Origin of the sequence: Siphonobacter sp. SORGH_AS_1065, assembly GCF_030818595.1 — a bacterium.
GTDB lineage: Bacteria > Bacteroidota > Bacteroidia > Cytophagales > Spirosomataceae > Siphonobacter.
In genome coordinates this window covers 3355802-3377601 of sequence record NZ_JAUTAM010000004.1, presented here as the reverse complement: position 1 = coordinate 3377601, position 21800 = coordinate 3355802, and the positions used below count along the sequence as shown (strand labels likewise).

Below are 21800 nucleotides of genomic sequence, written 5' to 3'. Positions count from 1 at the left end.
ATATAGATGGGAATGAATTTCGTGAGGCTTTGGTGATCTTTTTCAGAAAAGAAGGGGTTCTGCCCTTACCTATCTTTTATTCGAATGAAAAATACCCACCAAATCCTTGCCATTTCTGGCAGTTTACGTGCTGCTTCAGTTAATAATCAGATTTTAGAGAAACTCTCCACTCAGATTCCGGCAACCATTACCTGGAATAGTTATCAGGAATTGGAGCAGATTCCAGCTTTCAATCCTGATTTACAAGTATTACCGGAGTCGGTTGAGCGTTTCAGAAATCAGTTATTACAGGCCGATGGTATTCTGATTTGTACGCCTGAATACGTATTCGGCATTCCCGGATCACTCAAAAACCTGCTGGACTGGACGGTCGGTTTTTCATCGGGCGAATGGGCCGAAAAACCAACCGCTTTGATTACAGCCTCAACTTCGGGTGAAAAAGCTCATGAATCACTTCAGTTTATTCTGAATGTATTAGGAACGCAGATTTCTGAAGAGACCAGCGTATTAATTTCCAACGCTCGCAAGCGATGGAATGATGCGGCTGTCGAACAGCAATTAACTTCCGTTTTAGATACATTGATTCAGCATATGCAGAAGCGATAAAGTCAAAGAAAAACCCCGACCAGCAGGCCGGGGTTTCGTAGTAATGATCGGGAAGCCTTACTTCTTCGGTAATGCCTCCACGTGTATATCTTCAAACTTAGTAACCCCACAGGAACCACAGCCTTTCGCACAACCGCCCGACTTTCGCAAGCTAAACTGCTTTCTGAACTGATTACCCATGTAGGCTAAAGCTCCCAGAAATAAAAGGATAATGATAGCGGTTTCCATAGTCTTCTTAATTTTCCAGACAACGTTCAAAAGGATTCTTTTTGTTCAGAAAAAGGGAATAATCTTCAAACACCTCAGAATTCAAACCTTTTCAAACCCGATTACTCTCCTAAACTTTCCCGAATCATGCGAACCAGCTCGTCATGCACCAGGCCGTTCGAGCTGATGATTTCGCCGTTGGCCAGGTAACTGTCGCCGCCTTTCATATCGGTTACTTTACCCCCTGCTTCTTCCACCAGTAACACCCCAGCCGCAATATCCCAACTATTGATGTTATACTCAAAATAACCTTCAAACCAGCCCCGAGCGGTATATGCCAAATCCAGAGCTGCCGAACCGATGCGACGGAACCCGTGCGATTCGCGGGTGATTTTCAGAATCATGTCCATGTACGCATCCGTTTTCTGATTCTGGCGGCTGGGGAAACCACAAGCCAGCAGGCTATGACGAATTTCGCTTACTTTCGAAACCACCAGTTGTTGCTTGTTCATCCAGGCTCCGCCGTCTTTCCAGGTATAGTACATTTCATCGCGGAAAGGCTCGTAAATTACGCCTGCTACGGGTTTACCACCCTGTAATAAGCCAATACTCGTACAAAACTGCGGATAGGCGTGCAGAAAGTTAGTCGTGCCATCGAGCGGGTCGATTACCCACACCAGATCCTGATCTTTGGCCTGCTCTACGGTGCCTTCTTCGGTAATAAAACCTGAACCCGGAATCAGCCCCGATAACCCTTCTACCAGACGCGTTTCAGTTTCTTTATCGACGTAGGAAACCAGATTAAAGTTCTCGCCATATTTATGCTCAATTCGGGTAGAATCAAAATGCTTCAATTCGGCTAACATGAACTCCCCGGCAGCTTTGGCCAACTTGGTGACTTCCAGGGTAATTTTCTCAAAACTCATAGGGTATCGTGATTTAACAATTGCTTGCGGCGTGTCTTTAAGTTCTTGTCATTATTTAATGATAGATGGTTCAGTTGTAAAACCTGACTATCAATCCATTAACAACCGCAGCGGCGGCCGCTAAAAATAATCAACTATTTAGTATCGCTGGTAACGAATCATCCATCGACTCGTTTGTAAAGACAAAGTAACGATTATTCAAATGAACCTGCCCTTTCCGAATCGTATTAAGTTAAAACCAGGTATTGTTTTTTAAGAAATCGTACTGCCCTTATCATTAAAAATGGTAAGCTTTGCCCGTCTGGCCATTCACGAATGTTATTCCTTCAATTCTATCCCTTATGTCATCCATCTACACCCCCAAACAGCAGCGTTACCTGCTTATTTTTAGTCTGATCGTTATTTCAGGATTTATCATTGCCGGGTTACGTCAGTATATTACGGCTTTCTTCGGAGCCGCCATTCTATACGTTATTTTTCGTCCCTGGCTTACTAATCTGGTTAATAAAAAGAAGCTTAACCGTACGTGGGTTTCCGTAGGCTTATTACTCTTTTCAATCATTGTCATTATCATTCCCTTTCTGGTGCTGAGTTTGTTACTGGCCGACCGGGTGAGGTATTACAGTCAGAATTATGAAGATATTCTGAAACTGGTAGAAAAAATTGAGGATCTGACGGGGATTTCCATTACTGATCAAAACAATATAAAATCCCTGATTCAACAGGGAGCTGGCTGGGCCAGTCAGCAGTTTCCCAGCATCATTGGAGGCACGCTGGACGTATTGATTATTCTTGGCCTACTCTTCTTTACGCTTTACTACATGTTTACGCAGGAAGAAAGTTTTCTCAATGGCCTGAAGCGTTACCTTCCCTTTGACTCCAATACCGACCAGGAACTAGGCGAAAGCTTGAAGAACATGGTGAATGCCAACATCCTTGGTCAGGGCCTGATTTCTCTGATTCAAGGAATTTTAACAGGAATTACCCTCTGGATTTTTGGCACGCCCGACGCTGCTTTCTGGGGAACCGTTACTTTCTTTTTGAGCTTCATTCCCGTTTTAGGAACGCCTATTGTCTGGGGACCTGCCGGGTTAATCGCCATCTCTCAGGGTGATACGGGCCGGGGCATTGGAATTTTGTTGGTAGGAGCGATTGTGTTAACGAATGTCGATAACGTCTTACGCATCATTCTGGCTAAACGGATGGGCGATGTTCACCCCCTTATTACCCTGACTGGCGTGGTATTGGGCGTACCACTTTTCGGAATTCTGGGATTGGTTATTGGTCCCCTTTTAATTGCATACCTGATTGTTTTATTCAAGGTTTTTGAGCGAACGAATCGGCAATTAATCGCGGAAGAAAAGCAGGAAAGGACTATTTTTAAGGGGCGGGATGAATGAAACTAATCCTAACTGTTGCTTATGAAGCCCTTATATGTTTTACTGATCGTCACGTTACTTACCTTACTTGTGCTCTGGCTGGCCTCGGGAGAATGGCACCTTCGCTTTGCTGGTAATGTAGGCATGAGCGTAATGCTCCTCTTTACGGCACTGGGACATTTTATGTTTCCGAAAGGCATGGCGGAGATGTTACCTCCTTTCGTTCCCTATCGGGTTCCGCTGGTTTATGTAACGGGCGTTATTGAAGTAGCCGCGGCCATTGGTTTGATGATTCCCAGCTTTCGTCACTTGACTGCTTTGTGGCTTATGCTGTTTTTCATTCTGATTTTACCAGCCAATATTTACGCGGCCTTTCATCGTATCGACTATCAAAAAGGCACAACCGACGGCCCCGGCCTTGCGTATCTCTGGCTCCGAATGCCGCTGCAATTGTTCTTCATTGGCTGGGTCTGGTTTTTTTTCAGTTTTTAGTTTACGGTTTTCAGTACCCTCTAAATAATAATCAGAAACCTTAGAAATAAGTTGATTGTCAGATTTTTTCAGTACCCTCTAATAATAATCATAACCCTGGAGGGGTTTAATCTGAATAGCCCCGGGTGAAACCCGGGGAATCTCGTAACAACAAACGCATTACCCCAGATTGTTATTTAGATTGGTCTTATTTACAGAGACCCCGGTCTGAATGGAACCCAGATTATCATCCGGGGCTATTCATAATTAAACCCCTCCAGGGTTCTCTATTTCCTCTAACCCAAAGCCAGATTGGGCCACCCCGGATTACCATCCGGGGCTATCCATAATTAAACCCCTCCAGGGTTGTCTATTCTCTAACCCAAAGCCAGATTGGGCCACCCCGGATTATCATCCGGGGTTATTCATAATATAAAATCCTCCGGGGTTCTATTTCCTCTAACCCAAAGCCAGATTAGGCCACCCCGGATTATCATCCGGGGCTATTCATAATTAACCCCTTCCGGGGTTGTGTATTCTCTAACCCAAAGAGGCCGGTTTTCACCGGCCTCTTTGGGTACCAACGCAATTGAAAACTAAAAACCGTAAACGGAAAACTACTTCAATTTCCACTCCAGAAACAGGTTTGGTAACTCCAGATCCTGGTGCGGGGAAGACGGGTCGTGCAATTGCCAGCTTACGTCATTACTCAGTTCCAGAGGAATCCGATCCAGTCGTTTCCGATACATGACCTGTGGTACCTGATCGGTAATGGACAGCGGTACCTGCTCATGGTAACGATTATAAAGTTTCACCAGTAACTGATTGGAACCTGTTTTCAATTTAAGTAAAACCAGATCACGGGTAGAGTCGGTTTTGGCCCGGTTGCTATGGAGTAAAAGCTGCTCGCCGTTCAGCCAAACCCCGATACCATCACCGCTTAAAATTTCAACCATCAAATTCTGAGGGCGGTCGGTAGTTAACTCCTGTAGTACGAACCAGCTTTGTGAAGGTTCGGTAGGAAGCTGACGTACTTCACTCCGGTTTATTTCCTTCCAGATCGGACCTTCCCGCAGGGGCCAGCCCTTGGATGGATCGATCGTTAATACACTTCCCCAGCCAATGCCCGTTCCTTTGGCCTGATTCAGATACGTCGGTCCCCAGGTTACCTTTCCGGTTTTAGCCATCTGATAAGGCTCACCATCGTCAAGAATGATGGAACGACGTACCCCATTTACATCCAGATCAATGCTTTTTCCTTTTTCTTCATCCGAAAAAACAACCAGGGGATGAACGGCAGTAGTTTTTGGAATTTCAAATCGCCAGGATTCCTTAACCGTAGTTCGGTAATAACTGTTGTAGTCTACCCCACCAATGCTGTACTCATGCTGAGCATTGGCATGGGATAAAACCAGATTTTTCTGAATGGCATTCACCTGAATAATATTAGCCGGAGCTACCTTAAAGTCATCGCTAAACTCAACCACTACTACCGGAATATCTTTAACCGACTTGATTTCAGCGGGTAAGATGATCTGAATATCGTTACCAACGCGTTTGAAAGAAGCTGTCTCACGGGGTTTGCCGAGCACATGGATAATCTGCAAACTTCCTGTAATTCCGGGCAGAGTAATCGTTCGGCCAGCGGGCATGCCCAGCAGCGACAAATACAGCTTACGTCCTTTCGTCGTTACTTCACCCCACTTGAATGGATTCGGGAAGGGATCGGCCTTAGTGCCATACACCGCCTCACCATTTTGACGGAGCCAATCCCCCATTTTCAGTAATACGTCCCGCTCAAATTCTACTACGGTTCCATCGCCACGAGGCCCGATGTTCAACAGATAATTTCCGCCCCGACTCACTACTTTCAGTAAACTCACTAATTTTTCACGAGCTTTATCATCCGCCGAGCCGTGCTCCTGCCAGGAACGATACCCCCATGTTTCATCATAGATCGAAGCGGGCGTTTGCCAGGGCGTCGCGATTTTGTAGTTCGGGTATTCATTATCTCCCATCACGCAGAAATCCCCGGCCTCATTACCAATGCGACCACTAACCATACAGTCCGGCTGTAGTTCGTGCACTAAGTCGGCCAGTTCCTGGCTTTGAGTCGGGGTTTGCGAACCCATGTCAAACCATAACTCGGAGATAGGTCCGTAATGGGTTAATAGTTCGCGAACCTGATTTTTGTTGTACTCGTGATGAGCCGCCGGAATGGGATCAGAGTTACTGCTGGAAATGGGATAAGCTGCCGGAAAATGCCAGTCAATGATGGAGTAATAAAGCCCAAACTTCATGCCTTGGCGTTCACAGGCCTCGGCCAGCTCTTTCACTATATCACGTTTATACGGAGTAGCATCCACGATGTTGAACTTCGTGAAAGCGGATTTAAACATACAAAAACCATCATGGTGCTTGGATGTTAATACCACCGAACGCATCCCCGCGGCTTTCGCCAGAGCTACGACTGAATCAGGATTCCAGAGTTTAGGATCGAAGTTTCGGACCACGCCTTCATACGTATCGCTGTATAAGCCAGGTGCATGGGCCCTAATTTGTTCACTATATCCCCGGGTTACGGGCTTTCCTTCCCAAACACCCCCCAAAGCCGAATAGGCCCCAAAATGAATGAACATGGAATATTTGTCATTCTTCCAGGTTTGCAAGGCCTTCGACGCCTGCTGGGCCCAGGAACTAAAGCTGCAACAAAGGGTTAAAACAATCAGTACTATTCGGTTCATAAAGACAGCAGGTTTAATGGGTTTGAACTGGTTTGAAGGCTTCCTTTCGGGTTAAATTGCTAGCATTGCGGTGGTTACCATTACATCCGCAAAACCTAAGAGCTGGATGTACATGAGGTCTGATTAACTAATGATCAGTCCTTTCCAACCCCATCAAACTTCAAATTAACGCTAACCTCCTCAAACTAAATCAACCCGTCTCCACAGGCGGAGTGGTTAGTATTGTAGGTAATCGAATGGCGTATGCTTTGTTTAATTAATTCGTGAATTACCGATTTATTTTCATCTCTTGGAACATTTCTTTTTGCTCTGTTCTCTTAGAATCTGCCTCTGTTATGAAAATCAGCCCTTTCTTACTCTCTATTTTTTTGTCCTTGCTGGTTGTTTCGGGTTACGCTCAGGAAATTCAATACCCCTACCCCGTCCATATTTTTCGCGTTAATCAGGAACAGAAAACGGTAGACATGGCCTACATGGACATTCCGGCCCAAGGAAAAGCGAATGGAAAAACGGCCCTGCTTTTTCACGGAAAGAACTTCAATGGTATATACTGGCGGGAAGTAATTGCTTTTCTAAGTCAGGCAGGTTACCGTGTTATTGTTCCCGATCAGGTCGGTTGGGGTAAATCCAGTTATCCCGATTTGCATTACAGTTTTCATGCTTTGGCGAGTACGAATAAACGATTACTGGATTCGCTGAATATTACTAAGGTAACCCTGATTGCTCATTCCATGGGTGGCATGCTGGCTACTCGCTTTACGTTAATGTTTCCTGAAAAAGTGCATCAGCTCATTCTGGAAAACCCGATTGGTCTGGAAGATTACCGAATCATGGTGCCTTATGCTCCGCTGAACGAATTATATACCAATGAATTATCGGCCACTTACGAGTCCTATAAAAAATACCAGCAGAGTTATTACCCGCAATGGAAACCCGAGTATGAAGAATGGGTAAAGGTGCAAGCTTCGGCGTTGAAAGATCCCCGCTTTAAAGAAATTGCCTGGGTTAATGCTCTGACCTACCAGATGATTTATGAGCAACCCGTTTGTTATGAATTCAACCGCATCCGTGTTCCAACGTTATTAATCATCGGTCAGGAAGACCGAACGATTGTGGGAAAGAATCGCGTTCCTAAAGAGCTTGTGAGTCAATACGGACAGTACCCGGCTCTGGGCAAGCGTACGCAGCAGCAAATCAAAGGCAGTAAGCTCGTGGAGTTGCCCGGCGTAGGCCACATTCCGCACATCCAGGACTTACCCGCATACACGAAAGCCGTTTTAAGTTTCCTAAAGTAATCACTTAAATTCCTGAAGTTCTTCTTTAGGAATTTGTAAACCTACTCCACATGAAAGTTATCATTACAGGAGCTACCGGAATGGTGGGCGAAGGCGTTTTGCATGAATGCCTGCTTCACCCAGCCGTCACGAAGGTTTTGATTATTAACCGAAAACCTTCGGGCATCAGTCATCCGAAAATGCAGGAGATCGTTCATCCAGATTTTTTTAACCTTGCTCCCATCGCTCCACAGTTGAGCGGTTACGATGCCTGCTTTTTTTGCCTTGGCGTGTCGTCGCTAGGCATGAAAGAACCGGAATATCGACGAATTACCTACGACTTAACGATGCACTTTGCGGAAACGCTGGTGCAGCAATCACCGCATCTGGTCTTTACGTATGTTTCGGGGGCGGGTACGGATCGCTCGCTGATGTGGGCCAAAGTCAAACGCCAGACCGAAAACGATCTGGCGAAGTTGCCCTTCAAGAATACCTACGCTTTTCGTCCGGGTTTCATGAAACCCACACCAGGACTAAAAAATACGATTGGCCTCTATACGTTCATCAACTGGCTTTATCCCGCCATGCGGAAGTTTTTCCCAGACTCCGTAAGCACTCTGGCCGAATTAGGTCAGGCCATGATTAATTCCGTTTTGAAGGGCTATCCTGCTCGGGTATTAGAGGTTCGGGATATCGTTAAACTGGCTCACGCTTAGCCGACTCGTTGTTTTTCAGGATCGAAAATCATTCCCGTACACAAACAATAACGTCCCTGGGTGCGAGTCAGGATGTCGTAATTTTTACAAATCTGACAACCCTTCCAGAAGGCGGGATCATGAGTTAGCTCATCGAACGCAACAGGCTGAAAACCCAGTTTCGTATTTACTTTCATTACGGCGGTTCCGGTCGTAATCCCGAAGATTCGGGCTTTAGGAAAAAGCGAGCGACAATACCCAAACAGTTTGGTTTTCAATAACTCGGCCAATTTTTTACCCCGAAATTGTGGAGCCACAATCAGGCCGGAATTGGAAACAAATTTTCCTTCTTCGTACATTTCCCAGAAACAAAATCCCGCCCAGCATCCCTGCGAGTCTACGGCGACTAAGGCCTGATGCTGCTGCATTTTCTGACGAATATCTTCCGGCGAACGATCACCAATGCCCGTACCCCGAGTGACGGCACTTTCCCGCATGGCTTCACAAATTTGTTCGGCCCAAACGAGGTGTTTGGTGGAGGCTTCCTCTATTATAAACGGTTGGTCTTCCATAATTTTAGGGTAATGAATGCGTAATCTGACGGCGGTATTCTTCGTGTAAAGCGTAAGGCATGAGCCGAAGTAATACCTCACGGGAGTTGGATTGGGTGTACAGAAGATTCTCCAGACCGTATACGTAAACTGAACATACGGCGTTCTGAGTAGAGCTGGAACCTTCGGTTAAAAGATCATTGGCCACCAGAAAACAATGCCGAACGGCGATGAAATCGTGCGTATCGGCATAATGCCGGGTGAGTTTTAATAGTTGAGTAGTAAGTCGATAGGCACTCAGGTGACACGAGTCATTCTCGAAATCGGGAAGATGCGTTTTCAGCAGATGCCATAAATCCAGTTGCAAAGCTTCCATCGTAATTAACTTTGATTTGCCTCTACTCTTACCAAACAACAGCCAGCCCGCAGTAAATTTTATAAAACGTTATTAGTCAATTCATTACTCTTTTCTTTAGTAACCAATGGCTTTCCGTTTTGAAAGGTTTTCTTTTTCAAAATGAAAAAAAGAAGGAGTCAACGCCAGGACAGCCTTACTTTTGAAATCCATTATTAACACTTCTGTTCTGTGAAAAAACTGATTGCACTGCTGGGTTTGCTAGCCTCCAGTCCACTCTTCGGACAAGATTATCTTCCCTCGACGGATCGTATCTCAACCCATATTAAAACCTTGGCCTCGGATCAGATGAAAGGCCGTGGAACGGGTAGCAAGGAAAATGATAAAGCCGCTCAGTACATTACCAAAGAGTTTCGAAAACTGGGCTTATTACCCATGGGGTCAGAGGGGTATTGGCAACCTTTTACGGCTCGAGTGAAGAAAGTATTGGTAACGGATAGCTTGCGTAAAGCCAAGAACGTCATTGGTTTTATCAATAATCGGGCGGCGAATACCATTGTCATCGGTGCTCATTACGATCACCTCGGCATGGGTCGGCAAGGCAGCTCGCTGGAACCTAACCCCGAAGGGAAAATTCATAACGGAGCGGATGATAATGCTTCTGGTGTGGCGGGTTTGCTGGAACTGGCTCGTTATTTCTCGAAAAATGGGGTAAAAGAAGAATATAACTTTCTGTTCATTGCTTTTGGTGCTGAAGAACTTGGCTTGCAGGGTTCGCGTTACTTCCTGAATAACCCTACGGTGCCCCTCGATCAACTCAATTTCATGATCTGCATGGACATGATTGGTCGCTACAATCCCGAACGAGGCGTAGGCGTGGGTGGTGTAGGCACCAGTGACGCCTGGCCGGGAATCTTTGAAGGCCAGGAGGCTTCCATCAAATATTTCACGGATCGGGCCGGAAATGGCGGCTCGGATAATGCGGCTTTTTATGCGAAAGGCATTCCAGTTTTATTCTTTCATACGGGCGGTCACGAGGATTATCACAAACCTACCGACGATCCCGAAAAGATTGATCTGAAATCAGAAGCGGGCATTCTGTATCTGGAGATTAAGGTTATTGAAAAGGCCCTGAAATTGCCAAAAATGACCTTCACCACAGTTCAGTAATAAAAAACGGGAATCGATCATACCTCGATTCCCGTTTTTGTAGAGACGTCCATTTATGGCGTCTTGTCTGGGAATAATATTAGTTTAAAAGTACCCAAACCCGCCTCTACCCAGACGCGATAAAGTCGCGTCTCTACCTTAATATTTAACCGGCAGGTGAATCTCCGCAATCATGCAACGAGCCGAACCGCCACCGTTGCTTTCGATGATGCTCAGGTCCGTGTGTAAAATCTGGCAGTAGTCGTCAAGCGAATCAATCTGTCGGGGCGTCAGGCTTTCATAGGCCTTCGTCGACATCATCAAAATCTGCTCTCCTTTCGTATTGCGAATCTGGAGCATATTACCCGCAAAATGCTTCATCTGATCCAGTGTAATTTCAATAATCTGCCGACCGGATGTTTCCAGTGAACTCCGTACGATAAACTTCTCGTCAGGATCGGGAATCGCATCCAGACAAATGACTGCGAACATGTCACCAATGCACATCAATACGTTGGTATGGTAAATGGGGCGACCCAGCTCATCTACAGCGTGGAATTTTACCACTTCGTAGTTCATCTGCAAGGCAAAGGCATCCAAAACTTCTTCGTTCGTACGAGGAGAAAGGCAGGCATAAGCAATCTTGTATTTCCGATCCAGAACCATCGATCCGGTACCTTCCAAAAACTTGCCTTCGTTCTCAAAAGCCGTTAAATCTACCCGGCGATTGATGTAAAAATGCTCTTCAATCTGTTTCAAAATATCCTCCCGTCGCTCTAGCCGACGATTTTCCGCCTGCATCGGATAGGTAATCACCGTTCCGTTGAAATGGAAACTCACCCAGTTATTCGGAAAAATGGAGTCGGGCGTGTAGGGTTCAACCGTATCCTCAATGACCAGCACGTTTACACCTTTGGCATGTAATAAACGCACCATTTCGTCAAACTCTTCGAGAGCTTTCTGCTGGGCAATTTCTTTGGTTTCATCCGCCGCGTGAACATCCTGAAAAGCGTTGGAAGACGCGGTTTGTTCGTTAAATCCAAACCGCACAGGCCGGATCATTAAAAGATTACTTGTGGACTGCGTTCTCATGGTATTAAATAAGTGCTAGCTACGCAATAAAGGCATTGACATACAGTGCGAACCACCCCGGGCCCGGGATAATTCGGCACTGGGTAACATAATAAAGGTATCCGTCAGCGTGTCGGGTGAAGTAATGCCCTGCTCAAATTCCTGTAATAAATCAGCCGCCCGAACGGTACGAAATCCCTGCTGACGGAACGCTTCAAGGGTTTTATCGTTACGATCGTACCCAATCACTACGCCTTCTTTCAAGGCCAACAGGTTGCAGGAGTCCGTCCATTGCTCACGTGCCCCGTAAGGGAATTCGTTATTACCCGAATAGATAAACCTTACCTCCTCTGGCGAGCAGCCTAAATCTTCAACGCTGATTTGAATGAGTAACTCTTCCAGACTAGCCAACTCGCGGGTAGCCGTTTCTCCTTTAAAGAACTGAACAATTTTTACGTCATCATCTAACTTAGGCGGAATCAGCCCACTCATGGTGGGATCAATCTGATCTTCGCCGTGGCGGCCTTGCTTGAGTAAGGACCCCAACACCACCCAGACGTTTTTCTTTACCTGGGTACAAACCGTATCGAGGTGCATATAATCCCGCTTGAAGGGAATTTTCACGACGGTAATCTTATCGACCACATGCTTCTCAAACAGAATTTTAATGGCCTGCTGAGCCGCAAAAACTGTCGTCCGTTCCGAAACGCCAATGACCAGGTGATTTGGAGCAACGATCATTACGTCGCCGCCTTCCAGCGTAGTTTTGTTGTAATTCTTTTCGTTATCGGGTAACAAAAAGTACAGTTCATTGTCGGGTAACTCAATAATTTTCCCGCGAAGATCGGCGAAAACCGGGTGCGTATAAAAGATGTATTGAGCTAGTAAGGCTTCCCGCGTGCGGGCCTGTTTGGCCGGTTTATTCAGCAGAAAATGGTCATTGATGGTAATGCCAATGTCCCGCGTAAAAATAAAATTTGGTACGGGAGCAAAAAGCATTTCGCCTGCGGGTGTCGTTCCTGAAATCAGCGTTTTGGCCAGTTCCACGGAAGACAGCTCACTCAACTCATTCTGCGTAGTGTACCATTCGTGTTCAACGGCACAAATCGCCGCGATGAGTTTGGTTTTTACCTGATCATTATCCAGGATATCGGCCAGCAGTTTCTGAAATTCAATGACTCTGCTGGAATTGAAATATTCAGGATGATCGGGTTTATAAAAGGATCGCTTGGGGTCAGCATCAATAGCGGCAAGTTTGCCTTTGATTTTCTCGGGATCGAGAAAGTATAGAAGAATTTTAACGTAATAGTCGTACTCGTCTTTTCGCATCGTATCCAGATGCACAATGTCTTCGAATAGCCAGTCCTGAGCCTTGGAAGGGACTACCTTCCCTAATCCTGAATCTGGACTGTGAATGAGCAGGCGTTTTAAGGTTCCTACTTCACTCGAAACTGAAATGGATTGCATACACTACATTTTTGGACGGGAATCAGGCGGTGATTAAGGACAAGATTTGCTCGTCGGTTTATTAGGTTTTCGTTGATACCGTCTTTGACTCCCTATACATGGTTGGCCGCAAGTTAAACGCTTTCTGCAAAGTGAAAAATTTCATTTCCAGCTCAAATTGCCAAAAATGGGCCTATTGCTTTTAAACCCAGAAAAAAGTTTTCGGGATGATCATTCTTAAAAGGCCGAAATTCGCCTGCTGAGGGGATTTTGGGTCATTTGGCTAACGCTTTCCAGCCCTGTCGGGGCTTAATTTGAATGGCTCACACGCCAAGCAACACGGTTACTTGGCTAAACCCGTGTCGTTTTTCTTTATTCAAAACCCTAGCGGGGTTAAACTATGGATAGCCCCGGGTGATAACCCGGGGGAGACTGTCAGTGGCCCGCATTGCATATGCCCCCCGAATCGAGGTTATAAGGATAGCATAAATCAAGGTTATTAGGTAGATAATGGTATGGTTTCCCGTTTCCCCCGCTGGATTTCCCCGGATTGCCAGCCCGGGGCTATCCATGATTTAACCCCGCTGGGGTTTTGATTATTACATACATAGTAGAATTAATTGAGATAATCGTCCATCTCTTCCACTTTGCCCGGATTATCATCCGGGGTTATCCAGCCTATTTAACCACAGCGGGGTTATACTTCTATTGTAGAAATACCCCCTAAAAATCATCCTTAAATCCCCCCTATTTTTCTCTTTATCCACCAGTAACTTCCTGATTTTAGGAGAACCAATCTTTTCAAAAGCAAGTTATCCTTTCACAAACAGCGTTCTTTTAACTGAGAACCTGTACCTTTGCAGTTTAGAACCACTTACTTGACACAAAGCAGCTATGCTTAAAATAGAGAACCTTCAGGCATCCATTGGGGAAAAGCAGATTCTGAAAGGCATCAATCTGGAAGTGAAACCCGGTGAAGTTCACGCGATTATGGGCCCAAACGGCTCGGGTAAGAGTACCCTGGCTTCTGTTTTGGCGGGTCGTGAAGACTACGACGTAACGGGCGGTAGCGTACTTTTTGAAGGCAAGGATTTGCTCGAACTGGCTCCTGAAGAACGGGCCGCGGAAGGTATTTTTCTGGCATTCCAGTATCCAGTAGAGATTCCCGGTGTATCGACTACCAACTTTTTGAAAACGGCTCTGAACGAGATCCGAAAATATCAGGGTCAAGAGCCACTCGATGCGGTAAGCTTCCTGAAACGCATGAAGGAAAAAATGAAGCTGGTTAATATTGATCAGTCTTTATTGAGCCGTTCCCTGAACGAAGGCTTTTCCGGCGGTGAGAAAAAACGCAATGAAGTATTCCAGATGGCAATGCTTGAACCCAAGCTAGGCATTCTGGACGAAACGGACTCTGGTCTGGATATCGATGCCCTGCGTATCGTGGCAGAAGGCGTTAATACCCTCCGCGATGGCGAACGCTCGTTCATCGTAGTAACTCACTACCAGCGTCTGCTGGATTACATCGTACCCGACTTCGTTCACGTTCTTTACAAAGGCCGTATCGTGAAATCCGGTACGAAAGAACTGGCTCTCGAACTGGAAGAAAAAGGTTACGACTGGATCAAGGCGGAAGTCGACGCTCTGGTTTAATTGATTATGAAGAATGGACCGTGGAGAGAACTCTCCATTCAACATTCTCAATTTTACATTCAACGATAGTAATGACTACTCCGATTGATTTTAAAGCCCAGTTGATCGCCGAATTTCAGCTCAACGAAACCCGACTCAACGGTGAAAGCCGTAGCTCGCTTCATCAGCGACGCCGGCTCGCCCTGTCGCGTTTCGAGCAGTTAGGTTTTCCGACGATCAGACATGAAGAGTGGAAGTATTCGAACGTCAAAAATCTCGTTAGTCAGGAGTTTAATATTACTCCTTCGGCTGAGATCTCGCACGACCATCTGACTTCCCTCGAAATCCCGAATCTGGCAGGAAATATACTTTACTTTATCAACGGTCAGTATCAGCCCCAGCTTTCGACCATTGTGTCGCCCGCTGACGAAGTGGAGATTCTGACCTTTACCGAAGGATATAAAAAATATCCCGCGTTAGTTGAAGAGCACTTTGCCAAATATGCCGACGATTCAAATGATGCTTTTACGGCTCTGAATACGGCTTTTGCTCAGTACGGTGCTTTTATTCACGTGACCAAAGGCAAAGTTGTAGAAGCTCCGATCATTCTGCGGTTCATTTCTGATGCCCGTACCGAAAATGTAGCGGTTCAACTGCGTAACCTGATTATCGTGGAAGAGCGAGCTTCGCTGAAAGTAGCTGAATCGTTTCGAACGTTGGGAGAATTTGCTTCATTCACGAACACTGTTACGGAAGCCTTTTTAGGAAAAGAAGCCAATTACGATCACTACAAGGTTCAGGACGAATCAGAAAAAGCCTTCCACATTGGCACCACTCAGGTTCACCACAGCGATAAAGCGTTGAGTTACGATACAACCGTAACCCTCAACGGGGGCTGGGTTCGTAATAACCTGAATCTGGTTATGGGTGGAGAGTACGTAGAAGCTCACCTGACGGGCCTGTACCTGCCTAATGGCAAACAACACATTGATAACCATACCCTGGTAGATCACGCAATGCCTAACTCCTACTCAAACGAGTTGTACAAAGGCATCATGTTTGATAAATCGACGGGTGTTTTCAACGGTAAGATCTTCGTTCGCGAGGATGCCCAGAAAACCAACGCCTACCAGAGCTGTAAAAACGTGCTGGCTTCTCCAGATGCCACCATGAATACCAAGCCTCAGCTGGAAATCTACGCCGACGACGTGAAATGTTCACACGGAACGACGACGGGTCAGATGGACGAAGAAGCGTTATTCTATTTACAGTCCAGAGGTATTCCTAAAGACAAAGGTCGTGCTTTATTAATGCTGGCTTTTGCAGAAGATGTAGTGGAGAAAATCAAAATCCCAGCCATCCGGGAATATCTGGAATCCGCTATTGCTAAAAAAGTAGGCGAAGTCTAATCACCTGATTCCTTTGTCTTGTGACCGAAACGATGGATTTTCCCAATCACCAATCGTTTCGGTCATTTTTTTAGAAAATAGGTTACTCTAGTAAAAAGATAGACTCTTACAGGTAATATCTTCACCTTTCGAAACTCTTTTCAAGCAATCTTGATTAGTAGAGTTAGGTTAGTGGAGTTTAGAGTTTTGGGTTAATTTTATAAGCCATTACCAAGCGTTCTTGACTCCAAACCAACTGTAAAGAATCTTGATTAAGTGTAGGGGGTTCATAGCGTTCGTCGCTGTGGTTTTGAGGTCTTGGGAAAATTAACTCAAAACACGAAACCTTTAACCCCAAACGCATCAGCAACCAATTCCCAGTATGATGACTACAACCTCCGCAGTTAGTTTTGATATTGAACGCATCCGGGCTGATTTTCCCATTCTGGATCAGGAAGTAAACGGCCGCAAACTGGTTTACTTTGATAACGCCGCTACGACCCAAAAGCCCGTCGCGGTGATTGAGGCTCTGATGAATTATTATCGGGGTTATAATGCCAATATTCACCGCGGTATTCATACGCTGGCTGAAAAAGCTACGGCTGATTTTGAAGCGTCCCGTCGGGCCGTTCGTGATTTTCTGAACGCTCCTTCGGCAGAAGAAATTATTTTTACCTCCGGCACCACCATGGGGATTAATCTCGTGGCTCAAACGTATGGTCGTCACTTTCTGAAAGCAGGTGACGAAATCATTATTTCCGGGCTGGAGCACCATTCCAACATCGTTCCCTGGCAAATGCTGGCGGGTGAAAAAGGGTTAACCGTTCGGGCGATTCCCGTTCTCGAAAATGGAGAACTGGATATGGAAACGTTCGATACCATGCTTTCCGACCGCACGAAGATCGTTGCAGTGAACCATGCTTCCAATTCATTGGGCACGGTGAACCCCGTTAAGGAAATCATTGCCAAGGCACACGCCGTCGGTGCGGTGGTATTAGTAGACGGAGCCCAGGCCAGCAGCCACCTTGAAATTGACGTCCAGGATCTGGATGTCGATTTTTATGCTTTCTCGGCTCACAAACTCTACGGCCCTACGGGCATCGGTGCCTTATACGGCAAGCGGGCTTTACTCGAAGCCATGCCTCCATACATGGGTGGCGGGGAAATGATTAAAGAAGTAACGTTCGAGAAAACGACTTTCAATGATCTTCCTTATAAGTTCGAAGCCGGTACCCCGAACATTGCCGACGTAGTTGCTCTGAAAACCGCTCTGGAATACATCAATTCCATCGGTAAATCTACTATTTCGGCTTATGAAAATCATTTACTGACCTATGCAACAGAGCAGGTAAGTCAAATAGAGGGTGTTCGGATTATTGGTCAGGCGAAAGAAAAAATCTCGGTATTGTCCTTCGTTCTGGAGAGTATTCACCACCAGGACATCGGTATCATCCTGGATCAGCAAGGCATTGCCGTTCGAACGGGTCACCACTGCACCCAACCAGTCATGGATCGTTTCTGTATTCTGGGAACCACACGGGCTTCGTTCGCTTTTTACAATACCATTGAAGAAATTGACAAATTAGTAGCGGGTTTACACCGCGTGAAAAAGCTTATGGCTTAATTTAGTTATTGGTTGATGGTTGTTTGTTATTAGTCTTTACTAACAACGATCAACCAACAATCAGTAACATTTAGTTATTGGCTGATGGTTGTTTGTTACTGGATTTTACAAACAACTATTAACTAACAACCAACAACAAAATATGACTATTAACGAAACCCAGGACGAGATCATCGAAGAGTTTGAGTTATTTGATGATTGGGAAGGGAAATACGAATACATCATTGATTTAGGGAAAAAACTGGCTCCGTTTGAAGAGCAGTTCAGAACTGAAGATCACATCATTAAAGGTTGTCAGAGTCGGGTTTGGTTACACGCTGAACTTAACGGCGACAAAGTTGTTTTTACCGCAGACTCCGACGCTATTATTGTGAAAGGTCTGATTTCGATGCTGGTGAAAGTTCTTTCCGGGCATACCCCCGAAGAAATCATCAATGCTGATCTGTACTTTATGGAGCGTGTGGGTCTTCAGCAACACTTAGCCCAAACCCGTTCCAACGGTCTGGCTTCGATGCTAAAACAAATGAAAACCTACGCACTGGCTTTCAGTGCATTGAAGAACTAAATTATGTTGGGAGTTTTGTGTGGAGAGTTTGGAGTTATTGTTGAATAATTTAGTTCACCCAAACCCTAAACTCAAAACCCTAAACTCAAAACTTTAAACACATTCCCCATGAATGAAGAAGAATTACGGGAAAAGGTGGTTGCGGCTCTGAAGACCGTTTATGATCCCGAAATTCCGGTGGACATTTACGAACTGGGTCTGATTTACGACATCAAGATTTTTCCCGTTAATAACGTATACGTACTGATGACGCTCACCTCCCCCGCCTGCCCATCTGCGGGTGAAATTCCGGGAGAAGCCGAGCAGAAAGTTCGCGAAATTGAAGGTGTTTCGGATGTTTCCGTGGAATTAACCTTCGATCCTCCGTACTCGCAGGATATGATGTCCGACGTAGCGAAACTCGAACTAGGATTCATGTAATTTTTTAGTTGTTCGTTGATGGGTATTCGTTGTTCGTAAAATTCCAACAACCATCAACAAACAACCAACAACTATACTATTTCAAACTAAAAAAAATAAAGCAATGTCAATGTACCCTGCTGAACTCGTACTTCCCATGCGTATGGACATCACTGAAGGTGGTTTCCAGGAATTACACTCGGCTGAAGATGTAAATAAGGCCATGGCTGAAGCGGAAGAAGGAACGACGCTGGTCTTCATCAATTCTGTTTGTGGCTGTTCAGCCCGCACGGCTCGTCCCGGTGTAAAATATGCAGTGAATAATTCTCAGGCTAAACCCGACCGTCTGTATACTGTATTTGCAGGGGTGGATATGGAAGCTACAGCTAAGGTTCGTGAGTTTACGCTGCCTTATCCTCCAAGCTCACCAGCTATTGCGTTATTTAAAGACGGTGAACTGGTGCATTTCGTAGAGCGTCACCACATCGAAGGTCGTCCTGCTGAGATTATTGCTCAACACCTGGAAATGGTTTTTGATGAATTTTGTAATTCCGCTGAAGCCTAAGAAAATCAGCAATAAAGATTGGATAAAATAAAAGAAGCCCTTTCGAGTTAATATCGGAAGGGCTTACTTTTTGACGGGAAGTGTTAACTTCGCCCTCATCCGCCCGCTAGGCAGGAATTTTACGCACACATGGAAAAAATTCGCGGCTTTTTCAGGACGCTCTGGAAAATCATTACTTTCCCCTTTGTCTGGGCTTTTTCTAAGCTCTGGAGCCTGATTCGTATGGCATTAGTACGAATTTTCGGTACCTCTTATACTCGAGTTGAGACCAATGTTTCTGACTTCTGGTTTCATCGCATTCGAGCCCCTTACCGGGCCTTTCGCCGGAAGCATCCCTGGCCCGGCCGAATTGTTGGCTTTGGCCTGAATCTATTCGTTTTATTACTAGCCTACTGGTTCGTACTGGAAACGAACTTTCTGTACCTCACCGGGGAAACGCCTAGTACAGAAGAATTGGCGAACCCAAACCTAGCTGTAGCTTCCGAGATTTATACGGCTGACGGAAAACCGCTGGGTCGTTTTTTCACTGAAAACCGGACGCCCGTCCGCAATTTTGAGGAACTTCCCAAACATACGGTTGAAGCTCTGATTGCTACCGAGGATGCCCGTTTTTACGAACACGGTGGCATTGACTGGCCTGCGATGGGTCGGGTGGCTTTTGGAGTCATTACCGGCAACCAACGCGGTGGAGGCTCAACCATTACCCAGCAGGTAGCCAAAAACTTATTCAAAATCCGCAAGAAAACGGGGATCGCCCGTAAAGGCTTACTAGGCTCTATTCCAGTAGTAGGGCTTTTTGTGATTAAATCCAAAGAGTGGCTAACGGCCCTGAAGCTGGAGCGGCAATATTCAAAAGATGAAATTTTGCTGATGTATTTCAATACCGTAGATTTTGGTTCCAACACCTACGGTATTCGGACCGCGTCACGGGTTTATTTTGGGAAACAGCCCCAGGAATTAAGCGTACAGGAAGGAGCCGTTCTGGTTGGTTTACAGAAAGCTACTACTACCTATAATCCCTACATCAATCCCGAGCGGTCCAAAGAACGCCGGAATGTGGTATTAGCCCAGATGGCTAAGTACGGTTACCTCACGGAACCCCAGGCCGACTCCATCGCCCGTCTGGATTTAGGCGTGAGAACTGATCGCGAGAAAGCTCTTCAGGAAGAAGAAGCCATTGGTTATGAAGGTTACTTCAAAAAATACATTGCCGAAGCCGTTGCCAAATGGGCGGAAAGCAATGACGAGCGTATTGATTTATACACCGATGGTTTGAAGATTTATACCACCATCGACTCCCGGATGCAGGCGGATGCCATTAAAGCTCTGGTGGGAAATATGCGGCAGACGCAACGGGAATTTAAGAATCACTTGGGCTCGCGTAATCCCTGGATTTACGAGAACGGCCAGGAGATTCCAAACTTCCTGGATTCGGCTATGAAACGTACCGAAGCCTATAAAGCTTTAGCGAAACGTTTCCCCGGACAGCCGGATTCGATCCGTTATTACCTGACTAAGGTTAAACACCCCGTTCGTGTGTTTGCCTGGAATGATAAGGCCAAAGAAGGTGACCCTCAGATTACCCGCCGTCAGGAAGAGTTTACTTCCATGGATTCGCTGGGTTATTACAAGCGGATGCTTCAAGCCGGTATGATGGCGATGGACCCTCAAACGGGTTACATCAAAGCCTGGGTTGGTGGACTGGACTATAATTATTTCAAGTACGATCACGTTCGTCAGGCCAAGCGTCAGCCGGGTTCTACGTTTAAGCCCATTATGTATTGTGCTGCTATCGATGGCCCACGTGACTTGAGCCCTTGTTATACCGTGAGGGATCAGCCCTTCACTAAAGAATATGAAGAAAACGGGGAGAAGAAACGCTGGTCTCCGCAAAATGCGGAAGGGTACTTCACTTACCGTGAGATGACCTTACGCGAAGCAATGGCTCGTTCCATCAACTCCGTAGCGGCTCAGGTAACGGATCTGGTAACCCCAGACACCGTTTCTCAATACGCTCATAAATTAGGCATCAAGAGCCGAATTCAGGCTGTTCCTTCCGTCGGACTAGGATCGGAAGACGTTTCGCTTTATGAAATGGTAGAAGCCTATTCAGCCTTTATTAACGGTGGTTATCGCATTGAACCTCAATTGATTCTTCGAATTGAAGGTCGTGATGGTGAAATCATTGCCGATTTCAAGGATATGGCTGTAAAAAACCGGACGCAGGTCATTCGTCCAGAATCAGCTTTCTTGTTGCGAAACATGCTTCAGGGTGGCGTTTCAGGCGGAGGAACCTCTTCTCGCCTCCTCTGGCAATTCAGTCCTAAAGGCGTTTCACGCCAGACGTTATATGATTCCTTTGGTGGAAAAACCGGAACTACTTCCAATTATTCCGACGGCTGGTTCATGGGAGTAACCTCTGATCTGGTGACCGGAGTCTGGGTGGGAGGTGATGACCGAAGTATTCACTTCAAGGGTCGACGCGGCGAAGGAGCTCAAACCGCACTTCCGATTTACAAGGACTTCATGTTACGAATGCTGAACTCGGGAGCCTACACACTGAAGCCTTTCCCAACGGCGGAAGAAATGAATCTGTCGATTTCGAAAGAATACAAATCCTGTCAGTCTTATTACGCTCCGATTCAGAGTGATACTACCAATTATTTTGAAAACGATTCACTGGAAGATCTGTTCGCACCTCCCACTATCGATATACGACCCGATTCATTGAATCTTTAAAGACAAATTCCGGC

The 21800-nt window shown here is 45.9% G+C and carries 20 protein-coding genes; 13 read left to right on the top strand and 7 right to left on the bottom strand.

Annotated elements, in window-relative coordinates:
* Window positions 1-84: 84 nt before the first annotated feature.
* Complete coding sequence (locus QE390_RS14565) at window positions 85-606, top strand: NADPH-dependent FMN reductase (protein ID WP_307142669.1); 522 nt, start codon at window positions 85-87, stop codon at window positions 604-606.
* A 57-nt stretch (window positions 607-663) separates the two neighbouring features.
* Here QE390_RS14565 and QE390_RS14560 read toward each other — a convergent pair whose 3' ends face one another.
* Together QE390_RS14560 and QE390_RS14555 are read right to left on the bottom strand one after the other, a co-directional pair.
* Complete coding sequence (locus tag QE390_RS14560; RefSeq protein ID WP_106635670.1) at window positions 664-834, bottom strand: FeoB-associated Cys-rich membrane protein; 171 nt, start codon at window positions 832-834, stop codon at window positions 664-666.
* 101 nt (window positions 835-935) lie between these two features.
* The gene (locus QE390_RS14555) at window positions 936-1739 is read right to left on the bottom strand and encodes an inositol monophosphatase family protein (RefSeq protein ID WP_307142668.1); all 804 of its coding nucleotides are present in this window, start codon (window positions 1737-1739) and stop codon (window positions 936-938) included.
* A gap of 341 nt (window positions 1740-2080) precedes the next feature.
* Between QE390_RS14555 and QE390_RS14550 the strand changes: the two genes are divergently transcribed.
* Complete coding sequence (locus QE390_RS14550; RefSeq protein WP_307142667.1) at window positions 2081-3139, top strand: AI-2E family transporter; 1059 nt, start codon at window positions 2081-2083, stop codon at window positions 3137-3139.
* Between the two features lie 21 nt (window positions 3140-3160).
* Window positions 3161-3610: a DoxX family protein gene (locus tag QE390_RS14545; protein ID WP_307142666.1), complete on the top strand. Its 450-nt coding sequence runs from the start codon at window positions 3161-3163 to the stop codon at window positions 3608-3610.
* A gap of 596 nt (window positions 3611-4206) precedes the next feature.
* Here QE390_RS14545 and QE390_RS14540 read toward each other — a convergent pair.
* Window positions 4207-6333, bottom strand: a complete 2127-nt coding sequence (locus tag QE390_RS14540; RefSeq protein ID WP_307142665.1) for an alpha-L-fucosidase — start codon at window positions 6331-6333, stop codon at window positions 4207-4209.
* Between the two features lie 335 nt (window positions 6334-6668).
* On the opposite strand from QE390_RS14540, the gene QE390_RS14535 reads away from it, so the two are divergent.
* Complete coding sequence (locus QE390_RS14535) at window positions 6669-7628, top strand: alpha/beta fold hydrolase (RefSeq protein WP_307142664.1); 960 nt, start codon at window positions 6669-6671, stop codon at window positions 7626-7628.
* 50 nt (window positions 7629-7678) lie between these two features.
* Complete coding sequence (locus tag QE390_RS14530; protein WP_307142663.1) at window positions 7679-8323, top strand: epimerase; 645 nt, start codon at window positions 7679-7681, stop codon at window positions 8321-8323.
* On the opposite strand, the gene QE390_RS14525 is transcribed toward QE390_RS14530, so the two are convergent.
* A complete protein-coding gene (locus tag QE390_RS14525; protein ID WP_307142662.1) occupies window positions 8320-8874 on the bottom strand; it encodes a GNAT family N-acetyltransferase in 555 nt (184 codons plus the stop codon). The genes QE390_RS14530 and QE390_RS14525 overlap by 4 nt on opposite strands.
* A gap of 4 nt (window positions 8875-8878) precedes the next feature.
* Window positions 8879-9229, bottom strand: coding sequence for a hypothetical protein (locus QE390_RS14520; RefSeq protein WP_307142661.1), 351 nt, complete (start codon window positions 9227-9229; stop codon window positions 8879-8881).
* A 210-nt stretch (window positions 9230-9439) separates the two neighbouring features.
* Between QE390_RS14520 and QE390_RS14515 the strand changes: the two genes are divergently transcribed.
* Window positions 9440-10378 (top strand): M20/M25/M40 family metallo-hydrolase, encoded by a 939-nt coding sequence (locus tag QE390_RS14515; RefSeq protein ID WP_307142660.1) that lies wholly within the window; start codon window positions 9440-9442, stop codon window positions 10376-10378.
* Window positions 10379-10516: 138 nt separating this feature from the next.
* Here QE390_RS14515 and ctlX read toward each other — a convergent pair whose 3' ends face one another.
* Complete coding sequence (gene ctlX / locus QE390_RS14510) at window positions 10517-11449, bottom strand: citrulline utilization hydrolase CtlX (protein WP_307142659.1); 933 nt, start codon at window positions 11447-11449, stop codon at window positions 10517-10519.
* A gap of 15 nt (window positions 11450-11464) precedes the next feature.
* On the bottom strand, window positions 11465-12895 hold the full coding sequence (locus QE390_RS14505; RefSeq protein ID WP_106635638.1) for an arginine deiminase family protein: 1431 nt from the start codon (window positions 12893-12895) through the stop codon (window positions 11465-11467).
* Window positions 12896-13768: 873 nt separating this feature from the next.
* Here QE390_RS14505 and sufC point away from each other — a divergent pair.
* The 7 genes from sufC (at window position 13769) to QE390_RS14470 (ending at window position 21786) form a co-directional block, all read left to right on the top strand.
* Window positions 13769-14527: a Fe-S cluster assembly ATPase SufC gene (sufC, locus tag QE390_RS14500; RefSeq protein WP_106635637.1), complete on the top strand. Its 759-nt coding sequence runs from the start codon at window positions 13769-13771 to the stop codon at window positions 14525-14527.
* Between the two features lie 71 nt (window positions 14528-14598).
* Window positions 14599-15915, top strand: coding sequence for a Fe-S cluster assembly protein SufD (gene sufD, locus QE390_RS14495; RefSeq protein WP_307142658.1), 1317 nt, complete (start codon window positions 14599-14601; stop codon window positions 15913-15915).
* 364 nt (window positions 15916-16279) lie between these two features.
* Window positions 16280-17518: a SufS family cysteine desulfurase gene (locus tag QE390_RS14490; protein WP_373424562.1), complete on the top strand. Its 1239-nt coding sequence runs from the start codon at window positions 16280-16282 to the stop codon at window positions 17516-17518.
* A 142-nt stretch (window positions 17519-17660) separates the two neighbouring features.
* Entirely contained in the window at window positions 17661-18083 is a 423-nt protein-coding gene (locus QE390_RS14485) for a SufE family protein (RefSeq protein ID WP_307142656.1), read from the top strand.
* Between the two features lie 108 nt (window positions 18084-18191).
* On the top strand, window positions 18192-18503 hold the full coding sequence (locus QE390_RS14480; RefSeq protein WP_106635633.1) for an SUF system Fe-S cluster assembly protein: 312 nt from the start codon (window positions 18192-18194) through the stop codon (window positions 18501-18503).
* A 109-nt stretch (window positions 18504-18612) separates the two neighbouring features.
* Window positions 18613-19047, top strand: a complete 435-nt coding sequence (locus QE390_RS14475) for a BrxA/BrxB family bacilliredoxin (protein ID WP_106635632.1) — start codon at window positions 18613-18615, stop codon at window positions 19045-19047.
* Between the two features lie 129 nt (window positions 19048-19176).
* Entirely contained in the window at window positions 19177-21786 is a 2610-nt protein-coding gene (locus QE390_RS14470) for a penicillin-binding protein 1A (protein WP_106635631.1), read from the top strand.
* The last annotated feature ends 14 nt before the right edge of the window (window positions 21787-21800 follow it).

Excerpts from the sequence above, each read along its gene's own strand:
- QE390_RS14565 (WP_307142669.1), top strand. The coding sequence starts at position 85 with ATGAAAAATACCCACCAAATCCTTGCCATTTCTGGCAGTTTACGTGCT.
- QE390_RS14475 (WP_106635632.1), top strand. The coding sequence starts at position 18,613 with ATGTACCCTGCTGAACTCGTACTTCCCATGCGTATGGACATCACTGAA.
- QE390_RS14485 (WP_307142656.1), top strand. The coding sequence starts at position 17,661 with ATGACTATTAACGAAACCCAGGACGAGATCATCGAAGAGTTTGAGTTA.
- QE390_RS14560 (WP_106635670.1), bottom strand. The coding sequence starts at position 834 with ATGGAAACCGCTATCATTATCCTTTTATTTCTGGGAGCTTTAGCCTAC.
- QE390_RS14490 (WP_373424562.1), top strand. The coding sequence starts at position 16,280 with ATGACTACAACCTCCGCAGTTAGTTTTGATATTGAACGCATCCGGGCT.
- QE390_RS14540 (WP_307142665.1), bottom strand. The coding sequence starts at position 6,333 with ATGAACCGAATAGTACTGATTGTTTTAACCCTTTGTTGCAGCTTTAGT.
- QE390_RS14480 (WP_106635633.1), top strand. The coding sequence starts at position 18,192 with ATGAATGAAGAAGAATTACGGGAAAAGGTGGTTGCGGCTCTGAAGACC.
- QE390_RS14545 (WP_307142666.1), top strand. The coding sequence starts at position 3,161 with ATGAAGCCCTTATATGTTTTACTGATCGTCACGTTACTTACCTTACTT.
- QE390_RS14520 (WP_307142661.1), bottom strand. The coding sequence starts at position 9,229 with ATGGAAGCTTTGCAACTGGATTTATGGCATCTGCTGAAAACGCATCTT.
- ctlX (WP_307142659.1), bottom strand. The coding sequence starts at position 11,449 with ATGAGAACGCAGTCCACAAGTAATCTTTTAATGATCCGGCCTGTGCGG.
- sufD (WP_307142658.1), top strand. The coding sequence starts at position 14,599 with ATGACTACTCCGATTGATTTTAAAGCCCAGTTGATCGCCGAATTTCAG.
- QE390_RS14555 (WP_307142668.1), bottom strand. The coding sequence starts at position 1,739 with ATGAGTTTTGAGAAAATTACCCTGGAAGTCACCAAGTTGGCCAAAGCT.
- QE390_RS14550 (WP_307142667.1), top strand. The coding sequence starts at position 2,081 with ATGTCATCCATCTACACCCCCAAACAGCAGCGTTACCTGCTTATTTTT.
- QE390_RS14525 (WP_307142662.1), bottom strand. The coding sequence starts at position 8,874 with ATGGAAGACCAACCGTTTATAATAGAGGAAGCCTCCACCAAACACCTC.
- QE390_RS14530 (WP_307142663.1), top strand. The coding sequence starts at position 7,679 with ATGAAAGTTATCATTACAGGAGCTACCGGAATGGTGGGCGAAGGCGTT.
- QE390_RS14535 (WP_307142664.1), top strand. The coding sequence starts at position 6,669 with ATGAAAATCAGCCCTTTCTTACTCTCTATTTTTTTGTCCTTGCTGGTT.
- sufC (WP_106635637.1), top strand. The coding sequence starts at position 13,769 with ATGCTTAAAATAGAGAACCTTCAGGCATCCATTGGGGAAAAGCAGATT.
- QE390_RS14470 (WP_106635631.1), top strand. The coding sequence starts at position 19,177 with ATGGAAAAAATTCGCGGCTTTTTCAGGACGCTCTGGAAAATCATTACT.
- QE390_RS14505 (WP_106635638.1), bottom strand. The coding sequence starts at position 12,895 with ATGCAATCCATTTCAGTTTCGAGTGAAGTAGGAACCTTAAAACGCCTG.